This window comes from Alteraurantiacibacter lauratis, assembly GCF_037154155.1.
GTDB classification, from domain to species: Bacteria; Pseudomonadota; Alphaproteobacteria; order Sphingomonadales; family Sphingomonadaceae; genus Alteraurantiacibacter; species Alteraurantiacibacter lauratis.
The window spans coordinates 94,394-118,272 of the sequence record NZ_JBANRN010000002.1 but is presented as its reverse complement, the minus strand read 5'-3'; the positions used below and the strand labels follow the sequence as shown (position 1 = coordinate 118,272).

The 23,879-nt window shown below is 65.5% G+C and carries 21 protein-coding genes and 1 tRNA gene; 12 read left to right on the top strand and 10 right to left on the bottom strand.

The window, feature by feature from the left end; genetic code table 11:
• Positions 1-24: 24 nt before the first annotated feature.
• Both WFP39_RS02860 and WFP39_RS02855 read right to left on the bottom strand, forming a co-directional pair.
• Positions 25-1,593 (bottom strand): alpha-N-arabinofuranosidase, encoded by a 1,569-nt coding sequence (locus WFP39_RS02860; protein WP_377923237.1) that lies wholly within the window; start codon positions 1,591-1,593, stop codon positions 25-27.
• Between the two features lie 16 nt (positions 1,594-1,609).
• Complete coding sequence (locus tag WFP39_RS02855) at positions 1,610-2,536, bottom strand: Gfo/Idh/MocA family protein (RefSeq protein WP_336917628.1); 927 nt, start codon at positions 2,534-2,536, stop codon at positions 1,610-1,612.
• Positions 2,537-2,664: 128 nt separating this feature from the next.
• Between WFP39_RS02855 and WFP39_RS02850 the strand changes: the two genes are divergently transcribed.
• Positions 2,665-3,453, top strand: a complete 789-nt coding sequence (locus tag WFP39_RS02850) for a FadR/GntR family transcriptional regulator (RefSeq protein ID WP_336917627.1) — start codon at positions 2,665-2,667, stop codon at positions 3,451-3,453.
• Here the strand turns inward: WFP39_RS02850 and WFP39_RS02845 are convergent.
• Positions 3,438-4,757, bottom strand: a complete 1,320-nt coding sequence (locus tag WFP39_RS02845; RefSeq protein WP_336917626.1) for a sugar MFS transporter — start codon at positions 4,755-4,757, stop codon at positions 3,438-3,440. The genes WFP39_RS02850 and WFP39_RS02845 overlap by 16 nt on opposite strands.
• A 178-nt stretch (positions 4,758-4,935) precedes the next feature.
• Here WFP39_RS02845 and WFP39_RS02840 point away from each other — a divergent pair, with 178 nt between their 5' ends.
• The 4 genes from WFP39_RS02840 (at position 4,936) to WFP39_RS02825 (ending at position 11,480) form a co-directional block, all read left to right on the top strand.
• The gene (locus WFP39_RS02840) at positions 4,936-6,054 is read left to right on the top strand and encodes an aldose epimerase family protein (RefSeq protein ID WP_336917625.1); all 1,119 of its coding nucleotides are present in this window, start codon (positions 4,936-4,938) and stop codon (positions 6,052-6,054) included.
• 8 nt (positions 6,055-6,062) lie between these two features.
• On the top strand, positions 6,063-7,862 hold the full coding sequence (locus WFP39_RS02835; RefSeq protein ID WP_336917624.1) for an IlvD/Edd family dehydratase: 1,800 nt from the start codon (positions 6,063-6,065) through the stop codon (positions 7,860-7,862).
• A gap of 25 nt (positions 7,863-7,887) precedes the next feature.
• On the top strand, positions 7,888-9,834 hold the full coding sequence (locus WFP39_RS02830) for an NPCBM/NEW2 domain-containing protein (RefSeq protein ID WP_377923236.1): 1,947 nt from the start codon (positions 7,888-7,890) through the stop codon (positions 9,832-9,834).
• 155 nt (positions 9,835-9,989) lie between these two features.
• Positions 9,990-11,480, top strand: coding sequence for an MBL fold metallo-hydrolase (locus WFP39_RS02825; RefSeq protein ID WP_336917815.1), 1,491 nt, complete (start codon positions 9,990-9,992; stop codon positions 11,478-11,480).
• Here the strand turns inward: WFP39_RS02825 and WFP39_RS02820 are convergent, their stop codons facing one another.
• Positions 11,481-11,927 carry an XRE family transcriptional regulator gene (locus WFP39_RS02820; RefSeq protein WP_336917623.1) on the bottom strand — a complete coding sequence of 149 codons (447 nt, stop codon included), beginning with the start codon at positions 11,925-11,927 and terminating at the stop codon, positions 11,481-11,483.
• 106 nt (positions 11,928-12,033) lie between these two features.
• Here WFP39_RS02820 and WFP39_RS02815 point away from each other — a divergent pair, with 106 nt between their 5' ends.
• Positions 12,034-12,714 (top strand): murein L,D-transpeptidase catalytic domain family protein, encoded by a 681-nt coding sequence (locus WFP39_RS02815; RefSeq protein ID WP_336917622.1) that lies wholly within the window; start codon positions 12,034-12,036, stop codon positions 12,712-12,714.
• A 57-nt stretch (positions 12,715-12,771) separates the two neighbouring features.
• Here WFP39_RS02815 and WFP39_RS02810 read toward each other — a convergent pair.
• A tRNA-Val gene (locus tag WFP39_RS02810) sits at positions 12,772-12,846 on the bottom strand.
• Positions 12,847-12,922: 76 nt separating this feature from the next.
• The gene (sppA, locus tag WFP39_RS02805) at positions 12,923-14,845 is read right to left on the bottom strand and encodes a signal peptide peptidase SppA (RefSeq protein ID WP_336917621.1); all 1,923 of its coding nucleotides are present in this window, start codon (positions 14,843-14,845) and stop codon (positions 12,923-12,925) included.
• A gap of 109 nt (positions 14,846-14,954) precedes the next feature.
• Between sppA and WFP39_RS02800 the strand changes: the two genes are divergently transcribed.
• Positions 14,955-15,992: an aspartate carbamoyltransferase catalytic subunit gene (locus WFP39_RS02800; RefSeq protein ID WP_336917620.1), complete on the top strand. Its 1,038-nt coding sequence runs from the start codon at positions 14,955-14,957 to the stop codon at positions 15,990-15,992.
• Positions 15,989-17,221, top strand: coding sequence for a dihydroorotase (locus tag WFP39_RS02795; protein WP_336917619.1), 1,233 nt, complete (start codon positions 15,989-15,991; stop codon positions 17,219-17,221). Before WFP39_RS02800 ends, WFP39_RS02795 begins: the two co-directional genes overlap by 4 nt.
• Before the next feature lie 13 nt (positions 17,222-17,234).
• On the opposite strand, the gene WFP39_RS02790 is transcribed toward WFP39_RS02795, so the two are convergent.
• From WFP39_RS02790 to WFP39_RS02780, 3 genes are read right to left on the bottom strand one after another with little or no spacing between them, the layout of a single operon-like run.
• The gene (locus WFP39_RS02790) at positions 17,235-18,713 is read right to left on the bottom strand and encodes an SPOR domain-containing protein (RefSeq protein WP_336917618.1); all 1,479 of its coding nucleotides are present in this window, start codon (positions 18,711-18,713) and stop codon (positions 17,235-17,237) included.
• A 16-nt stretch (positions 18,714-18,729) separates the two neighbouring features.
• Positions 18,730-19,281 carry a hypothetical protein gene (locus WFP39_RS02785; protein WP_336917617.1) on the bottom strand — a complete coding sequence of 184 codons (552 nt, stop codon included), beginning with the start codon at positions 19,279-19,281 and terminating at the stop codon, positions 18,730-18,732.
• A 1-nt stretch (position 19,282) separates the two neighbouring features.
• Complete coding sequence (locus WFP39_RS02780) at positions 19,283-20,005, bottom strand: ParA family protein (RefSeq protein WP_336917616.1); 723 nt, start codon at positions 20,003-20,005, stop codon at positions 19,283-19,285.
• A gap of 288 nt (positions 20,006-20,293) precedes the next feature.
• On the opposite strand from WFP39_RS02780, the gene WFP39_RS02775 reads away from it, so the two are divergent.
• The 4 genes from WFP39_RS02775 to bfr all read left to right on the top strand — a co-directional run bounded on the left by WFP39_RS02775 (position 20,294) and on the right by bfr (position 23,649).
• On the top strand, positions 20,294-21,418 hold the full coding sequence (locus WFP39_RS02775; RefSeq protein ID WP_336917615.1) for an SPOR domain-containing protein: 1,125 nt from the start codon (positions 20,294-20,296) through the stop codon (positions 21,416-21,418).
• A gap of 33 nt (positions 21,419-21,451) precedes the next feature.
• Positions 21,452-22,735: a DUF418 domain-containing protein gene (locus WFP39_RS02770; RefSeq protein WP_336917614.1), complete on the top strand. Its 1,284-nt coding sequence runs from the start codon at positions 21,452-21,454 to the stop codon at positions 22,733-22,735.
• A gap of 93 nt (positions 22,736-22,828) precedes the next feature.
• Entirely contained in the window at positions 22,829-23,020 is a 192-nt protein-coding gene (locus WFP39_RS02765) for a (2Fe-2S)-binding protein (RefSeq protein ID WP_336917613.1), read from the top strand.
• 146 nt (positions 23,021-23,166) lie between these two features.
• On the top strand, positions 23,167-23,649 hold the full coding sequence (bfr, locus tag WFP39_RS02760) for a bacterioferritin (RefSeq protein WP_336917814.1): 483 nt from the start codon (positions 23,167-23,169) through the stop codon (positions 23,647-23,649).
• A gap of 15 nt (positions 23,650-23,664) precedes the next feature.
• On the opposite strand, the gene WFP39_RS02755 is transcribed toward bfr, so the two are convergent.
• Positions 23,665-23,874, bottom strand: coding sequence for a hypothetical protein (locus WFP39_RS02755; protein WP_336917612.1), 210 nt, complete (start codon positions 23,872-23,874; stop codon positions 23,665-23,667).
• Between the last annotated feature and the right edge of the window lie 5 nt (positions 23,875-23,879).

Genomic DNA, 23,879 nt, shown 5'->3' with positions numbered 1-23,879 from the left:
CCTGTTGGCCAGTGCTGGCCGCAATCAATCCAGTTTCAGCATCACGACCGATTTTGCGGGCATGGTCACCTCCAGCCTCCCCTCCGCAAGCCGCGCGCCGCCGAAGGGCGCAGGGGCGACCGCATCGGGATCGGCAAAGCTGTTGCGCGCATTGACTGCATCCCCGGTGAGCACCTGCCCGCTCACGCTGTGCGCGGTTACTCCGGCAAGGCTGAGCGAGACGGGAATAGCGCGGTTGGGATCGCCATTGGTCAGCGCCACATAGACATGGCCATCGGTGCCGCGCACCGCCGCCGCGCTGACGGCGGGCATGGTGTAGGGGCCGAAGGTATAGTCGGGCGTGTTGAGGTCCAGCGGCAGCACGGTGCCATCCTGGAACGGCACATACATCGCAAAGACATGGAAGGTGGGCGTGCGCACCATTTGCGGCCCGTCGGTAATCACCATGGCCTGCAACACGTTCACCATCTGCGCAATCGCGGTCAGCCGCACCCGGTCGGCATAGCGGGCGAAGATGTTGAGATTGATGCCCGCCAGAACCGCGTCGCGCAGCGTATTGCCCTGCTGCAGGAAACCGGGATTGGTGCCGGGATCGGGCGCATACCACGCGCCCCATTCGTCCACCGCCAGAAACACGCGCTTTTCCGGGTCGTATTCATCCATCACCGCGGTGTGTTCGGCCAGCAGCCGGTCCATCTGCCAAGTGGCGGAAAGCTGGTGCGCCCAGCCTTCCTCGGCAAAATCGGTGGCGGAAATGGAGGGCGGCCAGCCGCCCGCGATCGAGTAGTAATGCAGCGACAGCCCGTCGATATGGTCGCGCGCCACATCCATGAACACGCGCGTCCATTCGGTGTCGCCGCTGTTCGCGCCCGCCGCGATCTTGGTGATCTTGGTGCCCGCGGGCGCCTTGATGAAGGTGGAGAAGCGGCGCGTGACATCGGCGGCATATTCGGCCCGCATATTGCCGCCGCAGCCCCACAGCTCGTTACCGATGCCGAAGAATTCGAGGGTCCACGGCTCCTCGCGTCCGTTTTCGGCGCGCATCTGCGCCAAGCTGCCCGCGGGCGAGGTAATGTATTCCACCCATTCGGCGCTTTCGCGCGGAGTGCCATTGCCGACATTGCCCGAAATGAACGCCTCTGCCCCCAATTGCCGGGCCAGTTCGAAGAACTCGTGCGTGCCGACCGCGTTGGGCTCCTCCACGCCGCCCCAGTGGGTGTTGATCTTGACCGGGCGATCCGCCTTGGGGCCGATCCCTTCGCGCCAGTTGTATTCATCCGCAAAGCAGCCGCCTGGCCAGCGCAGAACCGGCACGCGCAATTCGCGCAAGGCCCCGATCACATCGCTGCGGAAGCCGTTGACATTGGGGATGGGCGAATCCTCGCCGACATACAGCCCGCCATAGATGCCGTAGCCCAGATGCTCGGCAAACTGGGTGAAGATGCGGCGGCTATAGACCGGGCCGGGCGTGTCGGCGCGGATCGTGCCGGTCGCCTCCTGCGCGGTAAGAGGCGCGGGCGATGCCATCAGCGCCAGCACCGGCGCGAGGCATGCTGTGACCACGGCTTTCCATCGGCGGGTTGCGCTGCGCATATCGGGGATCCTCTTCCTATTCATGAAAATCATCGACCTGCACCACTTCCCCCAGCAGGAAAGCGTCCGCGACCAGCGCCAGCGGGGCGAGGTCAAAATCGCTCGTGCCTGTATCCAACAAGTGCGCAAAGCGGCGGTAAAGCGCGGGATATTCCTCGTCCGGCGCAATGGCCGGCGCAGAACCCGGCAGCGTCAGCACCGCGCCGCCATTGTCGAGCAGCAACGCGCCCGCATCGGTATCCACGCGGATGCGCCAGGTCTGTTCGCCTTCCTGCCGGAAATCGAAATCGGCGGTGATGGGCGTGCCGTTTGCGCTGCGCAGGGAAAGCCGCGCGGCAATCGGCGTCTGGCAATTGCCGGGAACTTCCAGCCGTGCCGCTTCCAGCATCACGGCATCGGGCAGGATGGCGGTGAGGATCGACAACGCGTTTATCCCCGGATCGAACACGCCCATGCCACCTGCTTGCCAGATCCATGGCTGGAGGGGATGCCATTGGCGGACATCTTCGCGCCAGGTGATCGTCACCTCCTCAATCACCCGCCCTGCCAGCCATTGCCGCGCCGGTTCCACCCCTGCAGCCATGCGCGAGTGCCACGCGGTGAACAGCGTCGCACCGCTGCACCTTGCGGCATCGGCAAGCAGCGCGGCCTGCGCCATTCCGGCGGCGGGTGGTTTTTCCAGAAATGCGCCGATTCCGCGTGCGAGCAAGGGCAGAGCGATGGCGGCGCGCATTTGCGGCGGGGTGCAGATGGCGGCAGCATCGAGCCGGATGCCCGCATCGAACATTGCCTCCACCGATGCGAAATGCGGCACGCCGGGCAGGGCAGCCGCGACCGGATCGACCGTGGCCGCCAGCGTCAGCGCGTCGCATCCGGCCAAAGCGGGCAAATGCTGATCCCGCACGATCTTGCCCAGCCCGATTATGGCGAGTGCATGGCCCATGTGTGGCGGAATCCCTCAATCCTCTATTACTCCGACATATCGGCAAGGGCTGGGGAAGGCAATCGCTGCTGCACGGCAATATGCACAGCAGTTGCCCTTCGCCGCCTGCAAGCCTAGCAGTGGCGGATATGGCAGAGGGGAAATCGTCCAGCACCGTGAAAGTGGGCGCAGCGTCGCCGCGCGCGCCCAACCGTTCTCCGGGCCGCCGGCTGCACGGCGCAGTTGCGCACAAGCTGGGCGTGGCGATCGTATCGGGCCAGTACGCGCCCGGCGATGTGCTGGCGGGCGAAGTGGCCTTTGCCGAGGAGCTGAACATTTCGCGCAGCGCCTATCGCGAGGCGATTCAGGTGCTCACCGCCAAGGGGCTGGTCGAGAGCCGGCCCAAGGCGGGCACGCGCGTGCTGCCGCGCAGCCGCTGGAACGTGCTCGACCCCGATGTGCTGGCCTGGGCCTTTGCCGGGGCTCCCGATCGCAAATTCGTGCGCGACCTGTTCGAACTGCGCGCGGTGGTGGAACCTGCGGCGGCGGGGATGGCAGCGCAGCGGCGCGACAAGGCGCAGCTTGCCGAAATGCGCGAGGCGCTGGCGCAGATGCGGCGGCATACGCTGGCGTCCGACGAAGGGCGCATCGCCGACCGCGATTTTCACAAGGCCATCCTGCGCGCCACCGGCAATGACGCGATACAGGCGCTGGCGGCGGGCATTGGCGCGGCGGTCAACTGGACAACGCAGTTCAAGCAGCGCGCCCGCGCCTTGCCGCGCAATCCGCTACCCGATCATGTGCGCGTGTTCGATGCGATTGCGGCGGGCGATGCGGCGGCGGCGCAGGCGGCGATGCGCACGCTGGTCGATCTGGCGCTGGCCGATACGCAGGACGCGATGGAGGATGGCGGGGAAGCCGATCAGGCTGAAGCCTGAAGCGCATCTTCCTCGGTAATGCCTTCCTTTTCCGCGCGGGTGCGCGATCCCACCAGCGCATACCACAGCACATAGACTTCGCAGGCCACGGTCAGCCAGAAACTGGCCTGCAGGCCATAGCTGTCCGCCAGCCAGCCTTGCACCACCACCAGCGCGCCACCCGCAATCGCCATGATCAGCAGGCCCGATGCCTCCTCGGTCAGCGGGCCAAGGCCCTTGATTCCCAAGGCGAAAATCGCGGGAAACATGATCGAATGGCCAAGCCCCACCAGAATCAGGCACCACATCGCCACCGGGCCGTGCAGCGTGGCCGCGCCGATCATCACCAGCATGGCGAAGAGCGCAAAGGCGGCGAGCACATGGCGCGCATTGTAACGGCGCATCAGATACGCACCGGCAAAGCGGCCGACCATCATCCCGCCCCACAGCAGCACCAGGTAATTGGCCGCCACGGCCGGGGTAATGCCGGCAATATCGGGCTGGATCACGAACAGGATGAACAGATTGGCAACGCCGATTTCCGCAATCAGATAGATGAAGATCGCGGGCACGCCGAACACCAGATTGGGGTGCTTCCACAAGGACAGCTTCTTGCGCGCCTCCTTGCTGACCCGGCGCGTTGCGGAGCCTAGCGCAGGCAGGTTCGAGCGCCAGATGACCAGCGCAATGGCCAGCAACACCACCGCCACCATGACATAGGGAAGCTGTGTTGCCTGCGCATCGGCGAGCCGTTCCGCCTCGGTCAATTGTGTGCCTTCGAGCGAGGTGCCGCCGACCGTGCGGCTGAGGATCAGATAGCCGCCGAAATAGGGGGCGAAGAAGGTGCCCATCGAATTGAAAGCCTGCACCAGCGTCAGGCGCGATTCGGAGCTTTCGGGCGGGCCGATCACCGCGACATAGGGGTTGGCCGCCACCTGCAGCAGGGTGATGCCGCTGGCAATCACGAACAAGGCGACCAGCGTGACCTCGAACGACGGGATCTGCGCCGCAGGCACCATGCCCAGCGCGCCCACCGCCATGACGCACAGTCCCGTGACGAGCGCCGGCTTGTAACCGATGCGCTGGATCAGCTTGGCCGAGGGGATGGAGGCGACGAAATAGGCGATGAACCACACCGATTCGATCAGCGTTGTCTGCGTGTAGTTGAGGTCGAACACGCTGCGCAGATGCGGCAACAGCGTGTTGTTGATGACGGTGATGAACCCCCACATGAAAAACAGGCTGGCCAGCAGCGCCAGCGCGGGGCCGTAACGCACGCCCGCGACTGTCCCTTGCGGCGCGATTCCCGGATTTGTCTCGACCATTCCCGCTATTCCCCTCCGCCAAGGGCGCCTGGCTTTGGTGCCAAAGGCCGCTTGCGCACATTTATTTTGTCGGAGTATATGCGGCGCACCTGATCGTCAATATCCACCGGAGGGGGAAATGTCCTTGCACACACGGCGCTCTAGCGGGGGCAGAACGCCTCTCAAGCTTGTAACCCTGATGCTGGCGGGCACCGCGATGGTTCTGCCCGGCGCCGCGCTGGCGGGCGAAGCCGTGCGCGAGGCGGCAGGCCGGCTGGCCGATGGCAGCGTGGTGGAAGCTGTTACGCTGACCAATGCAAACGGCGTGTCGGCGCGCGTCATCACCTATGGCGCGACGCTGCAATCGCTGGTCGTGCCGGGCCGCGGCGGCGAGATGGCAGATATCGTGCTGGGGCATGACGATGTGGCCGATTACGAACGGTTTCCCAATTACCTTGGCGTCACCGTGGGCCGCTTTGCCAACCGCATTGGCGGCGCGCGTTTCACGCTGGACGGGCGCGAATATGTCCTGCCCGCCAATGACGGGGCGAATTCGCTGCATGGCGGCGGCGCCGGGTTTGACAAGGTGAACTGGCGCATCGTCTCGGTTGAAAGTGGGCCGGTGGCGCGCGTGGTGATGGCGATGCAAAGCCCGGACGGCGATGCAGGCTATCCCGGCAATCTGGATGTGCGCGTCACCTACTCGCTCGACGATGACGGGGCGCTGGGCATTATCTTCGACGCGGTAACCGATGCCCCCACCGTGGTGAACATGACGAACCACGCGCTGTTCAACATGGCGGGCGCAGGTTCGCCCACCAGCGCGCTGGAAAATGTGCTGACCATTCCCGCCGCCGCCTATACCCCGGTGGACAGCGCGCTGATCCCCACGGGCGAATTGCGCAGCGTGGAAGGCAGCGTGTTCGATTTCCGCACGCCCCGCCGCATAGCCGATGGCGCGCGGCAGACCACGGACGAGCAGATCCTCTTGGGCCGCGGATACGACCATAATTTCGTGCTCGACAAGGGGCTGACGACGACGCCCGGCCTTGCCGCCCGGCTGGAGGATCCGGCATCGGGCCGCGTGCTCGAAGTGTTCACCACCGAACCCGGCGTGCAGTTCTATTCGGGCAATTTTCTTGATGGCACGCTGGTCGGGCGTGACGGGCTTGCCTACCGCCAGGGCGACGGGATTGCGCTCGAACCGCAGAAATTCCCCGATGCGCCCAACAAGCCGGGCTTTATCTCCGCCCGTGTCGATCCGGGCCAGCCCTACCGCCACCACATGATCTACCGCGTGTCCTGCGCCTGCGAATAACCGAGAAGATGAGCGAAAGCACAATGCCAAAGAAGCTGCGGTCGCGCGAATGGTTCGCCAATCCCGACAATATCGACATGACCGCGCTTTATCTGGAGCGGTATCTCAATTTCGGCCTCAGCCTTGAGGAATTGCAGGGCGGGAAGCCGATCATCGGGATCGCGCAAACGGGCAGTGACCTTTCCCCCTGCAACCGGCACCATATGGTGCTGGCCGAACGGGTGCGCGAAGGCATTCGCGAGGCGGGCGGCATCGCCATCGAATTTCCCGTCCACCCAATTCAGGAAACGGGCAAGCGCCCCACCGCCGGGCTGGACCGCAACCTTGCCTATCTGGGTCTGGTGGAGGCGATCTATGGCTATCCGCTCGACGGCGTGGTGCTGACCACCGGCTGCGACAAGACCACGCCCGCGCTGCTGATGGCGGCGGCAACGGTCAATATCCCCGCCATCTGCCTCTCGGTCGGCCCCATGCTGAATGGTTGGCACAAGGGGCAGCGCACGGGTTCGGGCACGATCGTGTGGAAAGCGCGCGAAATGCTGGCCAAGGGGGAGATTGACGATGCGCAGTTCATCCGCCTCGTCGCCTCCTCCGCGCCGTCCACCGGCTATTGCAACACCATGGGCACGGCCACCACGATGAATTCGCTGGCCGAGGCGCTGGGCATGATGCTGCCCGGTTCCGCCGCGATCCCCGCGCCCTATCGCGACCGGCAGGAATGTGCCTGGCGCACGGGCCGCCGCATCGTGGAGATGGTGCACGAGGATCTGAAGCCTTCCGACATCCTGACGCGCGAGGCGTTCCACAACGCCATCGTCGTCAATTCCGCCATTGGCGGCTCCACCAATGCGCCGATCCATCTGTGCGCGATTGCGCGCCACATGGGCGTTGATGTGCCCTTGCAGGATTGGGAGGATGTCGGCCACGACGTGCCGCTGCTGGTCAATCTGCAACCGGTGGGCGAGTATCTGGGCGAGGATTATTACCGCGCGGGCGGCGTGCCTGCGGTGGTGGGCCAACTGCTGTCTGCCGGGCTGATCCATGCCGATGCGATGACCGTGAACGGCCGCACCATTGGGGAAAATTGCCGCGACGCAGTGATCGAGGACGAGAAGGTGATCCGTCCCATCACCAATCCGATGGCGGAAAAGGCCGGCTTTCTGGTGCTCAGCGGCAATCTGTTTGGCGCGGCGATCATGAAGACCAGCGTGATCGGCCCCGAATTCCGCGCGCGGTATCTGTCCAACCCCGACGATCCCGAAGCGTTTGAAGGCACTGCCGTGGTGTTTGACGGGCCGGAGGATTACCATCGCCGCATCGACAACCCCGAACTGGGCCTCGATCAGAACTCCATCCTGTTCATGCGCGGCGCAGGGCCGGTGGGCTATCCCGGTTCGGCCGAAGTGGTGAATATGCGCCCGCCTGCCTATCTGCTGGCGCAGGGGATCGATGCGCTGCCCTGCATTGGCGACGGGCGGCAATCGGGCACCAGCGGCAGCCCTTCGATCCTCAATGTCAGCCCCGAAGCGGCGGCGGGCGGCGCGCTCGCTCTGCTCAAGACAGGCGACAAGGTGCGTGTCGATCTGCGCCAGCGCCGCGTCGATGTGCTGGTGGATGAGGCGGAGATGGACCGCCGCCGGACGGAGCTCACCGCAGCGGGCGGCTATGCGTATCCGCCGTCGCAAACGCCGTGGCAGAAGATCCTGCGCGATCTGGTGGGGCAGATGGACACCGGTGCCATTCTCGAAGGCAGCGAAAGCTTCCAGCGTATTGCGCAGACAAAGGGCGTGCCGCGCAACAACCACTAAGACAAGAACAAACAGGAGAGGCGTGATGCGGCAGGCGGGGTGGAACTGGGCAGCGGCCTTGCTGGCGGCAACTGCGCTGGCCGGGGCTACGCCCGCGCTGGCGCAAATGGCGGGGCAGGTGATGGAAACCGGTAATCCTGCCGCCGATCCGCTTGCCCCCACGGGCCAATGGAGCGCCTTTTCCGGCGGCCATGCGCCCTTGCCGCCAATGGGGTGGAACAGCTGGAACGCGTTCTACCACGATATTGACGAGGAAAAGGTGCTCGCCGCCGCGACCTATATCGTGGACAGCGGCCTTGCCGCGCGCGGATACCGATACATCAATATCGACGATGGCTGGTGGCTGAAACGCGATGTGGATACGGGCCGCATGGTCATCAACGCGGCGAATTTCCCGTCTGCTGCGCAGGGCGATGGCACCACCAGTTTCCGCCCCTTTACCGACCTGCTGCACGCAATGGGCCTGAAGGTGGGCATTTACAGCGATATTGGTCGCAATTCCTGCGGGCAGACATTCGGCCATGGCGCGGCCAACAATCCGCAAGGCAGCGTGGCCGAACGCGAAGTGGGCCTGTATGGCCATATCGACCGGGACATTGCCCTCTATTTTGGCGAATGGGGCTTTGATTACATCAAGGTGGATGGCTGCGGCATCCGCGGCATGGGCGCGGGCAATCCCAATGTGGCGGCCGGGATTTACCGTGAATTTGCACCGCTGATCGATGTCGATTCGATCGGCAATACCGATGTGCCCGCCGTGCAGGCTCTGTTCGGCGAAGTGCGCGATGCGCTGATCCGGCACAATCCCGACGGCGATTTTGTGTTTTCGCTGTGCATCTGGGGCAGTTCGGATGTGCGCGCCTGGGCGCACAAGTTCGGCAACCTGTCGCGCACCAGCGAGGATATCTCGCGGCATTGGGGCCGGATGCTGCACAATCTCGATTCCGCCTCGCGCCGGGAACTCTATGCCCAGCCGGGGAACTGGAACGATCCCGACATGCTGTTTGTCGGCACGGGCGATTTCGACGCGAACCATCTGGTGGAGGCGCGCAGCCATTTCAGCCTGTGGGCGATGCTCAACGCGCCGCTGATCATCGGGTTCGACATGCGGCAGATGACGGGCGAACTGCTCGCCATTCTGGGTAATGAGGAGATCATAGCGCTCAATCAGGATGCCGCCGGCAATCAGGCGGTGCTGGCGTTTGACACCGATGATATCCAGATTTTCGTCAAGACGCTGGCCGATGGCAGCAAGGCGACAGCCTTGTTCAACCGCACATCGGCCCCGCTCGACGTGGTGCTCACCGCCGATCACCTGAAACTGCGCGGCGATCAGCCTGTCGCCTTGCGCGATCTGTGGAGCGGGGAAACGACCAGCTTTACCGGCGAACTGACGCTGACCTTGGCCCCGCGCGAAACGCGCGTCCTTGCCGCCAGCGGAGCGCGCCTTCTGGATGGCGGGCTGTATCTTTCCGAAATGCCCGGTGCTATCAATGTGGCCGAAGATGGGGTGGTGGTTCCCGAACACGATCCGCTGGTGCATCGCGGGATTCTGCCCTGGCAGCAGACGCGTGGAGTGGGCGACCGGCACCGCTACACCGGGTGGGGCGGCGCGCGGGCCGACAGCACACCGCACGGGCAGGCGCTGCGCATCGCCAATCGCGATTTTGCCACCGGAATCGGCGCGCTCGCCAATTCGCGGCTGGAAGTGCGCAATAACGGCTTCACCCGTTTCCGGGCCGAAGTGGGGGTGGACGATACCAGCGTGGACACGTCCACGCCCGTGCGCTTTGAAGTGTATGGCGATGGGCGGCTGCTGGCGCAGAGTGACTGGACCCGATTTGGCGAGGCGCCCGAACTGCTGGAGGCGAATGTGGCCGGCACGCACATCGTGGAGATTGTCGCCCGCAGCGAAGGCGCACCCGCCCGCGCGCTGGCCGTGGTATGGGGAGAAGCCGCACTGCTGCGGTGAGGCCGGGCCTGTTACCCGGCTCGACTGGGTGAGAGGGGAGGGAGCCTTTGGGTAGCAACGCGTTGACGCTGAGGTTCCATGGCGCCGCACGCACCGTGACCGGATCGTGCCTGCAATTCCGCCATCGTGGGCGGGACCTGCTGGTCGACTGCGGCATGTTCCAGGGATCGCGCACGCTGGAGCGGCTGAACCTGGAACCCTTTGCCTTCGATCCCGCGCGCCTTGATGCGGTGATCGTGACGCATGCGCATATCGATCACAGCGGCCTTCTGCCCAAGCTGGCGGCGGCAGGCTTTACCGGGCCGATCTGGTGCACCGGGCCCACGCGTGACCTGCTGGAACATATGCTGGCCGATGCCGCACGCCTGCAGGAATACGAGACCGAGCGGCATAACCGCCGCCGCGACCGTGCAGGCGAAGACCCCTTCGATCCGCTGTTCACTGCCGCGGATGCCGCCGCGGCCTTTGCCCTGTGCCGCACGGTCGATCTGGAGGAGGAGTTTCTGCCCGCACCGGGCTTTCGCGCCCGGTTGTGGAATGCGGGGCATATTCTGGGGTCAGCATCTGTGGAACTGGAAGCAGGCGGGGTAAGCGTGTTGTGTTCGGGCGATCTGGGGCCAGATAACAAGGCCTTCCAGCGCGATCCGCACGGGCGATCCGGCTTCGACCATGTAATCTGCGAGTGCACCTATGGCGACACGGTGCGCGATCCGGTGTCGATTGAGGAACGCCGACGCCTGCTTCAGGCCGAGGTGGAGGCGGCGCTGGTGCGCGGGGGCAATCTGGTGATCCCCGCCTTTGCGCTGGAACGCACGCAGGAATTGCTGCTTGATCTGGGCCATCTGTTGTCGGAGCGGGCGATTCCAGCGGTGCCGGTATTCATCGATTCGCCGCTCGCCATCCGCACCACCGAAGTCTTTGCCCGTTATGCGCACGAGCTGGAGGATACCGGCAAGAGCGATGTTTTCGCCCATCCTGCATTTCACTATGTCACCGACATTGCGGGGTCGGTCGCGCTCAATTCCATGTCGGGGGCCATCATCATCGCGGCATCGGGCATGTGCGAGGGCGGGCGCATCCGCCACCATCTGCTGCACAATCTGCACCGGCGCGATTCGACCGTGCTCTTCGTCGGCTATCAGGCGCAGGGATCGCTGGGCCGGGTGATCACGGACGGGGCACAGCGGGTGCGGATAAGCGGGCAGGATGTGCGCGTGCGCGCCCAGATCCGCAGCCTGCACGGATATTCCGCCCATGCCGACCAGTCCGAATTGCTCGCCTGGATTGCGGAGCGCAGCCCGATCGCCGGCTCGCTGTTTCTCGACCATGGCGAGCAGGAGGCGCAAGAGGCCATGCGTCGCGCATTGCAGCGCCGGTTCCCGCAGCTCAATGTCCGGCTACCTGAAATCGGCGAGGAATATCTCCTCCCGCCGGGGGAGTCGGCCTTGCGCAGCGCCACCGGGCGAACCGATCTGGGCGATGCGCTGGGGCGCGACTGGCAGAACGATTATGCGGCCTTCGCCTCCTCGCTCAAGCAGGATCTGATGCGGCTGAAAAGCGACCGGGAGAGGAAAGAGGCCATCGCCCAGATGGCGCGGATCCTGCAATCCTATGCCGCCCACAAGGAACGGCACCGCAAGGCCTGATCAGCAATCCCCCGCCCGCGCGATCAGGCTGTCCAGCGCGCTGCGTCCTTCGCGCAAGGAGGGGAGGATTTGCCGCAATTCGCCCCGCGTGATCTGCCGCCCGCCTTCGCTTTCCCGCGCCTGGGCTTCGACGATACGGTGCAGCGCGGCGACCAGCGCCAACAGGGGATTGGCCGCATGGTTGGCCTGCGGCAGCGGCACCGCGCGGGCATTGCCCAAGGCCAGCACCGGATCGATCGCGCCGGGTCCGAATTCCTGTTCGATTCGCAGCAGCAGGGCCGGATCAAGGCTGGTCAGGCGGTTGCGCGCATTCCGCACGGTGGAAGCCGAACAGCCGATCCGGGTGGCGAGCTGCCTGTCGGCCAGCCCATGTGCACGGCGCAGGTCGCCAATGATCTCGCACACCGCCTCGCGATAGGCATCTGCGGTAATCGCCTTGCTGGTCATACCAGTGCCATCCTTCTTGCACGGGAGTTTATTGCGCAACATCCTATGCGCCTGCGCACCAGCTTGTCCAAGACCCTGCGCGCGCCATTGCCTTATCGTGAGGGAGATGAACCTTCACCGACGCGACTTCCTGTGCGGCCTTGCCGCGATCGCCGGCGCCAGCGCCTTTCCCGGAAGGGCCGCCGCACCTCGTTCCCTTGCCAGCAGCGCATCCGCCCTCGCGGAACCACCCGCTGCCAGCGGTCCCATTGCCGCGCCGCCGGGGTGGCCGGATCGCGCCCGCGCCGTGTGGGCCAATGCCATGGCCGCGCTGGAACGGCACGGGCCGCGCGCGGCGCGCGACAGGCTGGCCATTGCCGACTTCGGCGCACCTTCGGCACAGCCGCGCCTCTATCTGGTGGATCTGGAGGCGGGCAAGTTTCAGGCGCTGCATGTCACGCATGGATCGGGTTCCGATCCGGGGCACACGGGATTGCTGCAAAGCTTCTCCGACCGGCCCGGTTCCAACGCGACCAGCCAGGGCGCTTTCGTGACGCGCGATTATTACACCGGTCGGCACGGCCATTCGCAAAGGCTGGAAGGTCTGGATCCCACCAATTGCAACGCGCTGGATAGGGCGATTGTCCTTCATTCGGCCTGGTATGCCGAACCCGATGTGCTGGCGCGCACGGGGAAGCTTGGCCGCAGCCAGGGATGCCTCGCCTTTTCCGGGCAGGATCTGGCGCGCGTGTTCGGCTTTCTGGGGGAAGGGCGGCTCATCTATAGCGGCAAGGCGCCCACAGCCTGACCATACAAATTACGCCAAGGCGTTGCCTGCTCCATCTCCCCAAAATGTCGAGAAAGATGGTGGGCGCGACAGGGATTGAACCTGTGACCCCACCCGTGTGAAGGGTGTGCTCTACCGCTGAGCTACGCGCCCATCGGGACATTTGCTGTCCGGACAGGGGCGGGCCTTTGCCATGGCTTTGGTCGGCTGGCAAGCGCTCAATTGGCGTTCAATTGCCGAAAATGCGCACCGCGAAGGCCTGCCACCAGCTTGGCCTTTGACGCAGCTCTGCCCGAACGGCCGGCGTGTCGCCCGTGCAGGGCAGGCACAGCGCCTGCGCGCCAGTGCTCGCCATCAGCCGGTTCATGTCTGCCACCACGCGGGCCAGCGCGGTCTGTTCCTGCCCGGCGATCAGCGTCGACACGCTGGCAAGTGCCGGGCGGGCCTGTGCGCTCTGCCCCGCGAGAAGGCCCGCCAGCATTGCCTTGAACGGATCGGGCGGGGTGGCAAGGAACCGCTCCTCCCACTCGCCCTCGGCCAGCCCTGCCTGCTCCGCCGCCCAGGCGATGGCAGCATCCAGCCCGCCGAACTGGTCAACAAGGCCCAATTGCCGCGCCGCTCCGCCGGTCCAGATTCGACCTTGCGCCAGCTCGTCGGCACGCGCTGCCGAAACGCCGCGCGCATCGGCCACCAGGCCCACGAAGCGGCCGTAAATGGCCTGCGTTTCCGATTGGAGAAGCGCGTCCGTCTCTGGCGTGAAGCCCCCCAGAATATCGGGCTGGCCCGATAGCGGCGTGGTGCGCACGCTTTCCGCGTTCACGCCGTATTTGCCCAGAATATCCTCGAAACTGGGCACCACCAGCACCACGCCGATCGAACCGGTCAGCGTTTCGGGTTCGGCAAAGATGCGCTGGCCCGCGGTGGCAATCCAGTATCCGCCGCTGGCCGCCATATTCCCCATCGAAATCACCACGGGAATATCCTGCTGCCGATAGCGCATCAGCGCGCGGCGGATGCTTTCCGAGCCTGTCACCGTGCCGCCGGGCGAATCGACGCGCACCACAAGAGCTGCGAGATCATCGTCCAGCGCATCTTCGAGCAGTGCGGTAATCCGCGCGGCGCCTGCGCTGCCCGGCCCGGCATTGCCGTCACTGATTTCACCAGCCACAGTGACGATACCGATGGTCTTCTTGCCGCCGCCGGTCAGACTGGGCAGGCCGCCGCCATCGGTCTGGGCGCTGGCCGCAATCCATGTGCCAAGATCGGTTGCGGCAAAGGCGCCGGGGCGCTTGTCCAGCCGGTCTGCGCCGGCCACTTCGACCAGCCGCTCGGCCCATTCCTCGCGCGTGCCGAGCCGATCGACCAGCTTTGCCTCCAGCGCCACGCGGGCCAGATCTCCGCCCGCCTGCTCAACCGCCGCGACAAGGCCGGTGCTCACCATTTCCAGATTGGCATCCGGACGCGCGCGGCGCACGTGCGAGAGATATTCCTCCCACATTTGCGCGGTATAGGTTTCCAGGTTTTCGCGCAAAGCGGGCGACATCGCCGAATTGGTGAACGGCTCGCCCGTGCCCTTGTAGGTGCCGACCTGATAGACATGCGCGGTAATGCCGAACCGTTCCAGCGCATCGGCATAGAACAGAATGCTGCCGCCGGGGCCGCGCAGGGCCACGCCGCCCATCGGATCGAGCCAGACCTCGCTCGCCTGCGCGGCAAGCAGCACGGCGTCATCCGCCATGGCCACCCCATACGCAATCACCGGCTTTTCCGAGGCGCGGAACCGGGCGAGCGCCTCGGCCACTTCGCGCACCGATACCGCAGGCCCGCCGGTGAAGGTGGACAGGTCGAGCGCGATGGCCTTTATCCGGTCGTCCGCGATGGCGGCATCAATGGCGCGGGTGAGGTCGCGCGCGGCATATTCCTGCATCGGCAGCGAGCCCGACAGTACGGTCTGCACCGGATCGATCAGCGCCGGCTCCTCCACAATCTGCCCGTCCAGTTTCAGCAGCAGCGCGCCTTCACGCACCTGCGCCGGGCTGGGCCGCGCGCTGAGCGCGGCGAACAACACGCCGAAAAACAGCAGCAGGAACAACAGGGCCAGCGCATCCTTGATGCCCACCAGCAACCGCCACACCTTGCCTGCGAAACTCATAAACCTGCCCGTCCAGTTGATTTGCGATCCACGCTAGGGCCGAAGCCGCGCATGATCCAGCCGAAACCGCTTGAAGCGGTGATGCGGCTCGATTAGGGGCTTGGCTTTAATGACATCGCCACAATCACCCACGCCATCGGCACGCTATCCAGCGGGCGGACGGGCCTTTCCGCACCGCGATCTGATCGCCATTGGCGCATTGCAATCGCACGAAATCCTGTTCCTGCTGGACGAGGCGGAACACTGGGTGCGGTTCAACCGGCAGCCGACCAAGCACTGCGATGCGCTGGCGGGGCTGACCATCATCAACGCCTTCTTCGAAAACTCCACGCGCACGCTGCTGTCGTTTGAAATCGCGGGCAAGCGGCTGGGCGCGGATGTGGTGAACATGCACGCCGCACAATCCAGCGTGAAGAAGGGCGAGACGCTGATTGACACGGCCAAGACGCTGAACGCGATGCGCGCCGATGCGATGGTGATCCGCCACGGCTCCAGCGGTGCGGTGGGGCTGATTGCGGGCAAGGTAGATTGCCCCGTGCTCAATGCGGGCGATGGGCAGCACGAACATCCGACGCAAGGCTTGCTCGATGCGCTCGCGCTGCGCCACGCGCTGGCCGAACGCGGGGAGGCGAGCAGCGACGGGCAATTGACCGGGCTCACCGTGACCATTTGCGGCGATATCCTGCACAGCCGCGTGGCGCGGTCCAATATCCTGTGCCTGCAGGCACTGGGCGCCACGGTGCGCCTGTGCGCCCCGCCTGCGCTGATGCCCGCAGGGGTTGCGGCAATGGGCGTCGAGGTGTTCCACAATTTCGATGCGGCGCTGGCGGGCGCGGATGTGGTGATGATGCTGCGCCTGCAGAATGAGCGGATGGACGGCCAGTTCATTCCCAGCCCCCGCGAATACCGCCATCTGTATGGCCTTACCCGGCAAAGGTTGGCGCTGGCGCGTGATAACGTGATCGTGATGCATCCCGGCCCGATGAACCGCGGGGTGGAGATCGACAGCGACGTGGCCGACGACGCGCGTTACTCCATCATCACCAATCAGGTGGAAATGGGCGTGGCTATCCGCATGGCCTGCCTCGACGTGCTGACGCGAAAGGCGCGCGGCATTCCCGGCTGGGGCGAGGGGGAATGGGTATGAAGCAGCAGCGCCCCATTTCGATCACCGGCGGCACGCTGGTGACACCGATCGGCCTGGCAGAGGCCAATCTGCGGCTGGTGGACGGGCTGATCGCTGTGGTTGGCGGGGGCATTTCCGAAGGCGACGAGGTGGTCGAGGCACGCGGTCTGCTTGTCACGCCGGGCCTGGTCGATTGCGGCGTGTTTGCGGTGGACAAGCCGGCCTTTCATTTCGGCGGGATCACGCGCGCCGCGCTGATGCCCGACCAGTCGCCCCCGCTCGATCACCCCAGCCGCGTGCGCTATGCGGCGCAAAGCGGCAAGCCCGATCTGTGGGTGCATCCGCTGGCTGCTGCGACGGTAGGACTGGCGGGCACGCATCTGGCCGAAATCGCGATGATGCGCGATGCGGGTGCGCGGGCGATCGCCACCGGACGCAGCTGGATCGCCGATTCGGGCGTTATGCTGCGCCTGCTGCAATATGCCGCGATGCTCGACATGGTGGTTGTATCCCATGCCGAGGATGGCGGGCTGGCGGGCCGTTCCGCCTCTGCCACGGCGGGCGAAATGGCGACGCGGCTGGGCCTGCCCTCCGCTCCGGCGCAGGCCGAGGCGCTGGCGGTGGCGCGTGACATTGCGCTGGCCGAGATGACCGGCGCACGGCTGCATCTGCGGCAGGTGACGACGCGCGGCGCGCTCGATCTGGTGCGCGCTGCACAAAAGCGCGGCGTCGCGGTGACCGCAGGGGTTACCCCGGCGCATTTCATGCTGTCCGATCTGGCGCTGGCGGGTTTCCGCACCTTTGCCCGCCTCTCGCCGCCCTTGCGGTCGGAGGATGATCGGCAGGCCGTGCGCGAAGCGCTGGCCGATGGCACGATCAGCGTGGTGGCCAGCGGGCACGATCCGCGTGGGCCGGAAGACAAGAACCTGCCTTTTGCCGACGCCGCGCCGGGCATGGCGGGGGCCGAAACGCTGCTGGCCATGGTGCTGACGCTGGTGCGCGACGGCGTGATCGACCTGCCGCGCGCCTTTGACCTGGTGGCGCGCAACCCCGCCCGCCTGCTGGGTGTGCCTGCGGGCGCGCTGGAAGCGGGGCTGGAGGGCGATGTGGCGCTGATCGATCCCGAACGCCCGTGGGTGGTGGATTCGCGCAAGATGGAAGCGAGCGCCGGCAATACCCCCTTTGATCGCCAACCGGTGCAAGGCCGCGTCATCGCCCTGTGGAAGGGCGGCGTGCGGATTACGCGCTGAGGTTTTCGGATCCTTAGCGGCTGGCCATCCGGATCCCGCGATCGACCGCGCCGGGAAGCGGGCTTGCCGCAGCCCAGCTTATGCAGCCATCGCTGCTGCGGGCGTTGATCTGGCCGCACATGGCGCGGCTGGCGCTGCGGTCAAACCCGCCTGCCGAGACGCGGAAATAGCGGCGTCCGTTCACCACCGCTTCGGTAATTACCATCTCGTGATTGGCAAGCTGCGGGTGGCGGCTGACATAGATGCCCCAGGCACGGCGTGCGCCCTGTTCGGATGAGAAGCTGCCCAATTGCACCAGATGCGAGCCATCGCTGGCGGCCCGGCGGGTGGCCGGTGCTGCAGGAGCGCCAGCCTGAACGCTCTCGCGCGGCTGCGTGGCGGCGGCATAGCGGTTGGTGACAGGCGCAGCGGGGCGGGCGGCCGGCGCGGCGGTCGACGTTGCGCGCTCGGCAACGGAAAAGCTGCTGGCGTCGAGGGCGGGAATTGCGGTCTGGCTTTGCGTTTCGCCGGAAAAAGCCTGCGCGAAGCGGGTGTTGGCGGCCATGCGGGGCGCTTCCGGCACCGAGACCGGAGCCATGGCCGAAACCGGCGCGAGTTCTGTCAGCGATGCGCTGCCCACGGCGGGCAATTCCTGGCCGTTCGCCGGAACCGCCATCGCCAGAGGGGCGGGCGGTTGGGGGACAGCGGCAAGTGTGGGAAGCGGATCAGCGGGTGCCTGCGCCGCGGCAAGCGCGGTGGCCTCTGCCCCCAATTGCTGCGGCGTGGGCGTGTTGGACAGCGCCAGATGCAGCGGCTGGCCGGCATCGCGCACGCCAGCGGGCACACCCAGCAGGCGGGCAACGCGCTGTTCATACGCTTCCGGAGCAGCCATGGCCGCCCATTGCTCCATACGTGCACCCACCTGATCGGCGGGCACATCTTGCGAGGCCATCAGGCGCGATTCGCGCCAGCGGCCCGCCACGGCATAGGCATAGGCGAGGTTCTGCCGCATCTTCACCGTGTCGTCACCGCCGCGAATCGCGTTGGTCATCAGGTGGATGCCGCGATCCGGCTGTCCGGCCAGCGCCAGCGCAAGGCCCAGATCGGCCACCGGCAGGCGGCCTTCCCACGCGTTCAGCAATGCGCCGGCTTCGGTATATTTGGCCTGTGCGGTCAGCGCGAGAGCGAGGCTGAGCGCGGTGCGCGGGCTGTTATCGCCCAGCATCATCGCATCGGTAAAGGTCGTTTCTGCCGAGGCAAAGCGCCCCGCATCAAGATAGGCCTTGCCCAGCAGCGCGCGGGTGGCGGCATTGTGCGGATCGGCCTCAACCGCCTGTTCGGCGAGGCGCAGCGCGCGGTCGTGGCGGCCCTCTGCCATGGCGGTCTGCGCAGCGGTGGCGGCGGCATCGGCCGATTGCGGGACCGTAGTTGCGCAGCCAGCCAGCAGCACGGATGCCATTGCGCTGCCAAAGGCGAGGCCGGTCAGGCGAAGGCGGGTGTCTGTCATGGGCATGATACGCGTCTTTCCCTCAATCCTGCGAATTGCGGCGGCCGCGGCCGTAACGGGCCGGACCGCGCACTTTGGCGGCAAGTTCATCAATTTCCGGCATTTCGGCCAGAAGGCTGTCGAGCGCACGCGTCACGATGGCCTGCGCGCTTTCGCCCTTTACCGTGCTGGCAAGGCGCAGCCGCAGGTGGCGTTCGGCATCCAGACGCAGCGTGAACGCGGCACGGCGCGCGGCATCCTCCCGCCGTTCCTGTTCCTGCATTGCGGCAAGGTTCGAATCGGCAATGCGGTGCACCAGATCGTTCTGCTGGCGGCGCACAGCCGGTTCAGCGGGCGCTGCGTTTTCGCCTTCTGTCGGAGAAGCCGTGCCGGTTGCAGCAGGTGTTTCATCGCCCATGTCGTTCCAGCCCAGCGCTTCCTGGCTGGCGGCCAGTTCGTCCATCGCATCAAGATTGCCGCGCGAATCGGCATCCAGCTGAACCCGCATCGCCGGTTTGGCCGTGCCCTTGCGGGCCAGCAGCAGCGGCCCAAGTGACGCAAAGGATTTGACTTCGCCCACCGCCGCCCTCGCCACGTTACTGTGCCACGCGGCGGCCAAAGCCGCCTTGCTGCGGGCGCATCACGCCATTGCCCGCCGCCATCTTGCTGCCCGGCGCGGCAAACACGGTGCGGCGGAAGTTCTTTTCCAGCCGGTCGGCGACATAATGCCACAGGGCGACGACTTCCTGCGCGCTGCGGCCTTCGGGATCGACTTCCATCACCGTGCGCCCGTCAATCATGCTGGCGGCAAAATCGGTGCGGTGGTGAATGGTGATCGGCGCAACGGTGCCGTGCTGGCTCAGCGCCACAGCGGCTTCGGAAGTGATGCGTGCCTTGGGGGTGGCGGCGTTCACGACGAAGATCAGCGGCTTGCCCGCGCGCTCGCACAGATCGACGGTGGCACCAACGGCGCGCAGATCGTGCGGGCTGGGGCGGGTGGGAACCACCATCAGTTCGGCAACCGAGATGACCGACTGGATTGCCATGGTAATGGCCGGCGGCGTATCGATCACCGCCAGCTTGAAACCCTGCTGGCGCAGAACCGCCAGATCGTTGGCCAGGCGCGCCACCGTGGTCTGCGCAAAGGCGGGAAATTCCGCCTCGCGCTCGTTCCACCAATCGGCCAGCGAGCCTTGCGGATCGATGTCGATCAGAACCACCGGGCCAGCCCCTGCGCGCTGCGCCTGCACGGCGAGGTGCCCGGCAAGCGTCGTCTTGCCCGATCCGCCCTTCTGAGATGCCAATGCCAATACCCGCACTGAGGTGTCCCCCTGAGAAATCCGGCCGGGCAAATGGGTTGCACCGGCGCTTCACTGACAGGGAGTTCGCAGATCACCGTTTATTTTGGGTTAAAGGCACGGAAATAGATGAACAATGCGCGCTGCCAGGTGGCGGATGCGATGGCTTGCCGCATGCCGAAAGTCCGAATGGCATGGCAGCATAAATCTTTTGCTAATTGCTGGTTTACTATGATGATGCCGATTGGTCCTGCGGGCGGGCTGCACGCAGGCCCGAAATGGCACCCGAATCTGCAAGAGGGTTGATTGATGGCACGCGCGGCACACAGCACATGGGTGGCAGCAGTCTTGCTGGGCACGGCCGCCTTGGCAGCGCCGGCTCTGGCCGATGTGCGCGGCGGGGTGGATGCATGGGGACGGGGCGATTACGCGGCGGCCGTTGCCGCATGGGAAGGGCCGGCGGCGACCGGCGATGCCGATGCGATGTTCAATCTGGCGCAGGCTTACCGGCTGGGCCGCGGTGTGCCGCAGGACGAAGCGCGCGCCGAGGCGCTGTATTTCCGCGCAGCGCAAGCGGGCCATGTGCAGGCGGCTGACACATACGGCCTGATGCTGTTCCAGGCAGGCCGGCGGGCAGAAGCGCTACCCTATGTGGAGGATGCCGCGCGGCGCGGCGATCCCCGGTCGCAATATTTGCTGGGAATTGCGCATTTCAACGGGGATTACGTCGCGCAGGACTGGGTGCGCGCCTATGCGCTGCTTACGCTGTCCAATTCGGCCGGTTTGCCGCAGGCCGCGCCCGCAATTGCACAGATGGATGAACACATTGCGCTGGCGGACCGCCGCCGCGCGGCGGAACTGGCCGAAGCCATGCGCGCCGAGGCACTGGCGGCGCGTTCGGCGGAGCTGGCGGCGGCCGATCTGGCGCTGCGCGCTGCGGGTGAGAGTTCGGCCAGCGCGTCGCCTGCCGCCACATCCAGCCCGCGCGTGCCGCTTCCCATTGCCAGTGTCGCGGTATCCCCGTCGGTCGCGGCGGCGCGCTCTGCCATCGAGGAAGCGCGCAGCGTCACCGGAACCGACAGCCCGGCGCAGGCGGGTGCCGCCTTCGCAATGGCCGCACCTGCCGCGCGCCCGGCGGCACCTGCCGCCTCTCCCGCCCCTGTGCGGACCACCCCTGCCGCTGCGGCATTGCAAGCCGCCACTGGCGGGCCGTGGCGCGTACAACTGGGCGCGTTCTCGGTACGGGCCAATGCTGAACGGTTGTGGAGCCAGCTTTCGGGCCGTCCCGAACTGGCCGGGGCGGAACGCATGATGGTGGCATCGGGCAATGTCACGCGCCTTCTGGCGGGCGGCTATGCCAGCCAGGCTGCCGCGCAGAATGCCTGCAACGCGCTGAAGCGCGGCGGGACCGATTGCCTTGTGACCCGCAACTGACCTAAGCGCGGCCTTTCAACAAGGAAGGCCCGCTTGGAACAGCCATCTGCCCCACCGGCTACCCCCGTTCCCCTGCAGGAGAGGCTGGTCGCGCTCGACCTGATGCGCGGCATTGGCGTGCTGGGCATCCTCCTCGCCAATGTTACCGCCTTTGCCCATGTCGATCTGGCCTACTATTGGCCCGGCGCGCTGCCGGACGGCGGGAATGTGGCGGACCGTTGGATCTGGCTGGCGCAATTTGTGGCGGTGGACGGCAAGTTTCGCGGCCTGTTCACGTTGCTGTTCGGGGCTGGGCTGTTGCTGTTTGTCGAGCGTGCCGAAAAACGCATGGCCGGGCACGCACGCGCGGTGCGTTTGCAAGTGCGGCGACTGGCGTTGCTCGCCCTGATCGGACTCGTGCATTTCGGGCTTTTGTTCCACGGTGATATCCTGTTCACCTATGCCTGCGGCGGCTTGGGCGCGCTGTTCTTCCTGCGCTTGCCTGCCGAGCGGTTGCTGGCCATCGGGCTGATCTGGGCGCTGCTGGGCGCGGGGTTGCAGGCTATGGCTTTCCTGGCGCCAGCCTTGGCGGAAACGGGCCACCAGCCGGCGGCAACCGGCGTTGCGGAGTATTTTGCCGCCTTCTGGCAAGAGCAAGTGGACGAGGCGGCAGCGCAGGCTGTGGTAATGGCGCAGGGCAGTTACGCCGATGTGCTGCGTTACCGCCTTGCCGAACAGGCGGGGCTGCTGGTTTTTTACGTTCAACTTGCCTTTTACGAGACGATTCCGCTGATCCTGATCGGCATGGCACTGTTTCGCAGCGGCAGTTTCGCCGGCAATACGGCAGCGGATTCGAACGCGCTGGTGTCGCGCAAGGCGGCAGGCGTGCTGGTGGCGGCGGGGCTTGCCGGCAATCTGGCCGCAGGTCTGTGGGTAATGGGTCAGGGATTTTCGCCCTATGTCACGCAGTTCGCCTTTTTCGGATTGGGACCGTTGGCCAATATCCCGCTGCTGCTGGGAGGCGCGATCCTGCTTGCGGAGTGGGCGGCCCGCCCGCGCGAGGGCTGGCTGGCCGAACGGCTCACACTGGCGGGGCGCATGGCGCTGTCCAACTATGTCGGCATATCGCTGGTGATGATGCTGGTGTTCCAGGGCTGGGCCGGGGGGCTGTTCGGCACGATGCACCGCGCGGAATTGCTGCTGGTGGTGCTGCTGGGATGGGCGCTGATGTTCGGTTTCTCACGCATCTGGCTCGCCCGGTTCCGGCAAGGACCGCTCGAATGGCTGTGGCGTTGTGGAACCTATGGCCGGATTTTTGCCAATCGCCTGCCGGGATGAACAACGCGAGTGATAATCGCTCGCAATAATGCTTGCTATTGAAAGCGACTCGCATTAACTCTCACGCATCGACGGCAAGGTGTCTTTCGCTCCATGTATATCTGCATCTGCAATGCCATACGCGAGACTGATCTGCGGGACATGGCGCGGCGCAGTGGCGGTTGTGCGGAAAGCGTCTATGCCGCGCTGGGCAAGCGTCCCAATTGCGGCCAGTGCCTCGACGATGCGAACGACCTGATTGCCGAGGAACGCGAAGCCGCCGCCCCGGCCACGATCGCGGCCTGATTCGCATTAGCGCAGCTATCCTGAAACGCATTCGCAAAAGCCCGGTTTTCCGCCATTTTTGATCTGTCTGGCGGCGGGTTTTGCTTGCCACCCCATGCCCCCCCGCGCCTATGATGCGGGCATTGGATCAACAGGAGACCCGCGCCATGAAGGGCGATGACAAGGTTATCGACTATCTCAACCAGTGCCTCACCAACGAACTGACCGCGATCAACCAGTACTGGCTGCATTACCGCGTGCTCGACAATTGGGGCATTGCCAAGCTGGCCGCCTACGAACGCCACGAATCGATTGACGAGATGAAGCACGCCGATGCGTTGGCCGACCGGGTGCTGTTCCTTGGCGGGCTCCCCAATTTCCAGGCGATCCACAAGCTGAAGGTGGGCGAGACGGTGGAGGAAATCCTCAAGGCCGATCTGGCGCTGGAAATGGAAGCCATTCCCTTGCTGCGCGACGCGATCGCACATTGCGAAACCGTGCGCGATTATACCAGCCGCGAGCTGTTCGAGGATATCCTCGAAAGCGAGGAGGAACATGTCGACTTCCTCGAAAAGCAGTTCGACATGATCGCGCGCATGGGCCTTGAAAATTACGTCCAGTTGCAGAGCAAGGCGGCGGGAGAGGAATAATCCCCGTCCGGCGACCTAGCCGATTTGCCAGTATCCCCCGGTTCCGCCCCTTTCGCGGTGGAGCCGGGCGATCTGTTTTTCCCCGTCCCACAATTCGACATCGCCATGCGGGCGGTTGATATCTGCAACGACAAGGCCGGTTGCCAGATTGGGCACGGGCAGGCTCAGCCTTTCGCCGCTGGTCATGCCTTCACGGAAATATTCGATCCGGTAATGATGCTGCATAACCT

Bases quoted from the DNA above. Each gene is read 5' to 3' on its own strand.
- WFP39_RS02800 (WP_336917620.1), top strand. From the start codon at position 14,955: ATGACATCGCCACAATCACCCACGCCATCGGCACGCTATCCAGCGGGC.
- WFP39_RS02835 (WP_336917624.1), top strand. From the start codon at position 6,063: ATGAGCGAAAGCACAATGCCAAAGAAGCTGCGGTCGCGCGAATGGTTC.
- WFP39_RS02795 (WP_336917619.1), top strand. From the start codon at position 15,989: ATGAAGCAGCAGCGCCCCATTTCGATCACCGGCGGCACGCTGGTGACA.
- WFP39_RS02820 (WP_336917623.1), bottom strand. From the start codon at position 11,927: ATGACCAGCAAGGCGATTACCGCAGATGCCTATCGCGAGGCGGTGTGC.
- bfr (WP_336917814.1), top strand. From the start codon at position 23,167: ATGAAGGGCGATGACAAGGTTATCGACTATCTCAACCAGTGCCTCACC.
- WFP39_RS02850 (WP_336917627.1), top strand. From the start codon at position 2,665: ATGGCAGAGGGGAAATCGTCCAGCACCGTGAAAGTGGGCGCAGCGTCG.
- WFP39_RS02845 (WP_336917626.1), bottom strand. From the start codon at position 4,757: ATGGTCGAGACAAATCCGGGAATCGCGCCGCAAGGGACAGTCGCGGGC.
- WFP39_RS02855 (WP_336917628.1), bottom strand. From the start codon at position 2,536: ATGGGCCATGCACTCGCCATAATCGGGCTGGGCAAGATCGTGCGGGAT.
- WFP39_RS02825 (WP_336917815.1), top strand. From the start codon at position 9,990: ATGTTCCAGGGATCGCGCACGCTGGAGCGGCTGAACCTGGAACCCTTT.
- WFP39_RS02790 (WP_336917618.1), bottom strand. From the start codon at position 18,713: ATGCCCATGACAGACACCCGCCTTCGCCTGACCGGCCTCGCCTTTGGC.
- WFP39_RS02755 (WP_336917612.1), bottom strand. From the start codon at position 23,874: ATGCAGCATCATTACCGGATCGAATATTTCCGTGAAGGCATGACCAGC.
- WFP39_RS02765 (WP_336917613.1), top strand. From the start codon at position 22,829: ATGTATATCTGCATCTGCAATGCCATACGCGAGACTGATCTGCGGGAC.
- WFP39_RS02840 (WP_336917625.1), top strand. From the start codon at position 4,936: ATGCTGGCGGGCACCGCGATGGTTCTGCCCGGCGCCGCGCTGGCGGGC.
- WFP39_RS02860 (WP_377923237.1), bottom strand. From the start codon at position 1,593: ATGCGCAGCGCAACCCGCCGATGGAAAGCCGTGGTCACAGCATGCCTC.
- WFP39_RS02830 (WP_377923236.1), top strand. From the start codon at position 7,888: ATGCGGCAGGCGGGGTGGAACTGGGCAGCGGCCTTGCTGGCGGCAACT.
- sppA (WP_336917621.1), bottom strand. From the start codon at position 14,845: ATGAGTTTCGCAGGCAAGGTGTGGCGGTTGCTGGTGGGCATCAAGGAT.
- WFP39_RS02775 (WP_336917615.1), top strand. From the start codon at position 20,294: ATGGCACGCGCGGCACACAGCACATGGGTGGCAGCAGTCTTGCTGGGC.
- WFP39_RS02815 (WP_336917622.1), top strand. From the start codon at position 12,034: ATGAACCTTCACCGACGCGACTTCCTGTGCGGCCTTGCCGCGATCGCC.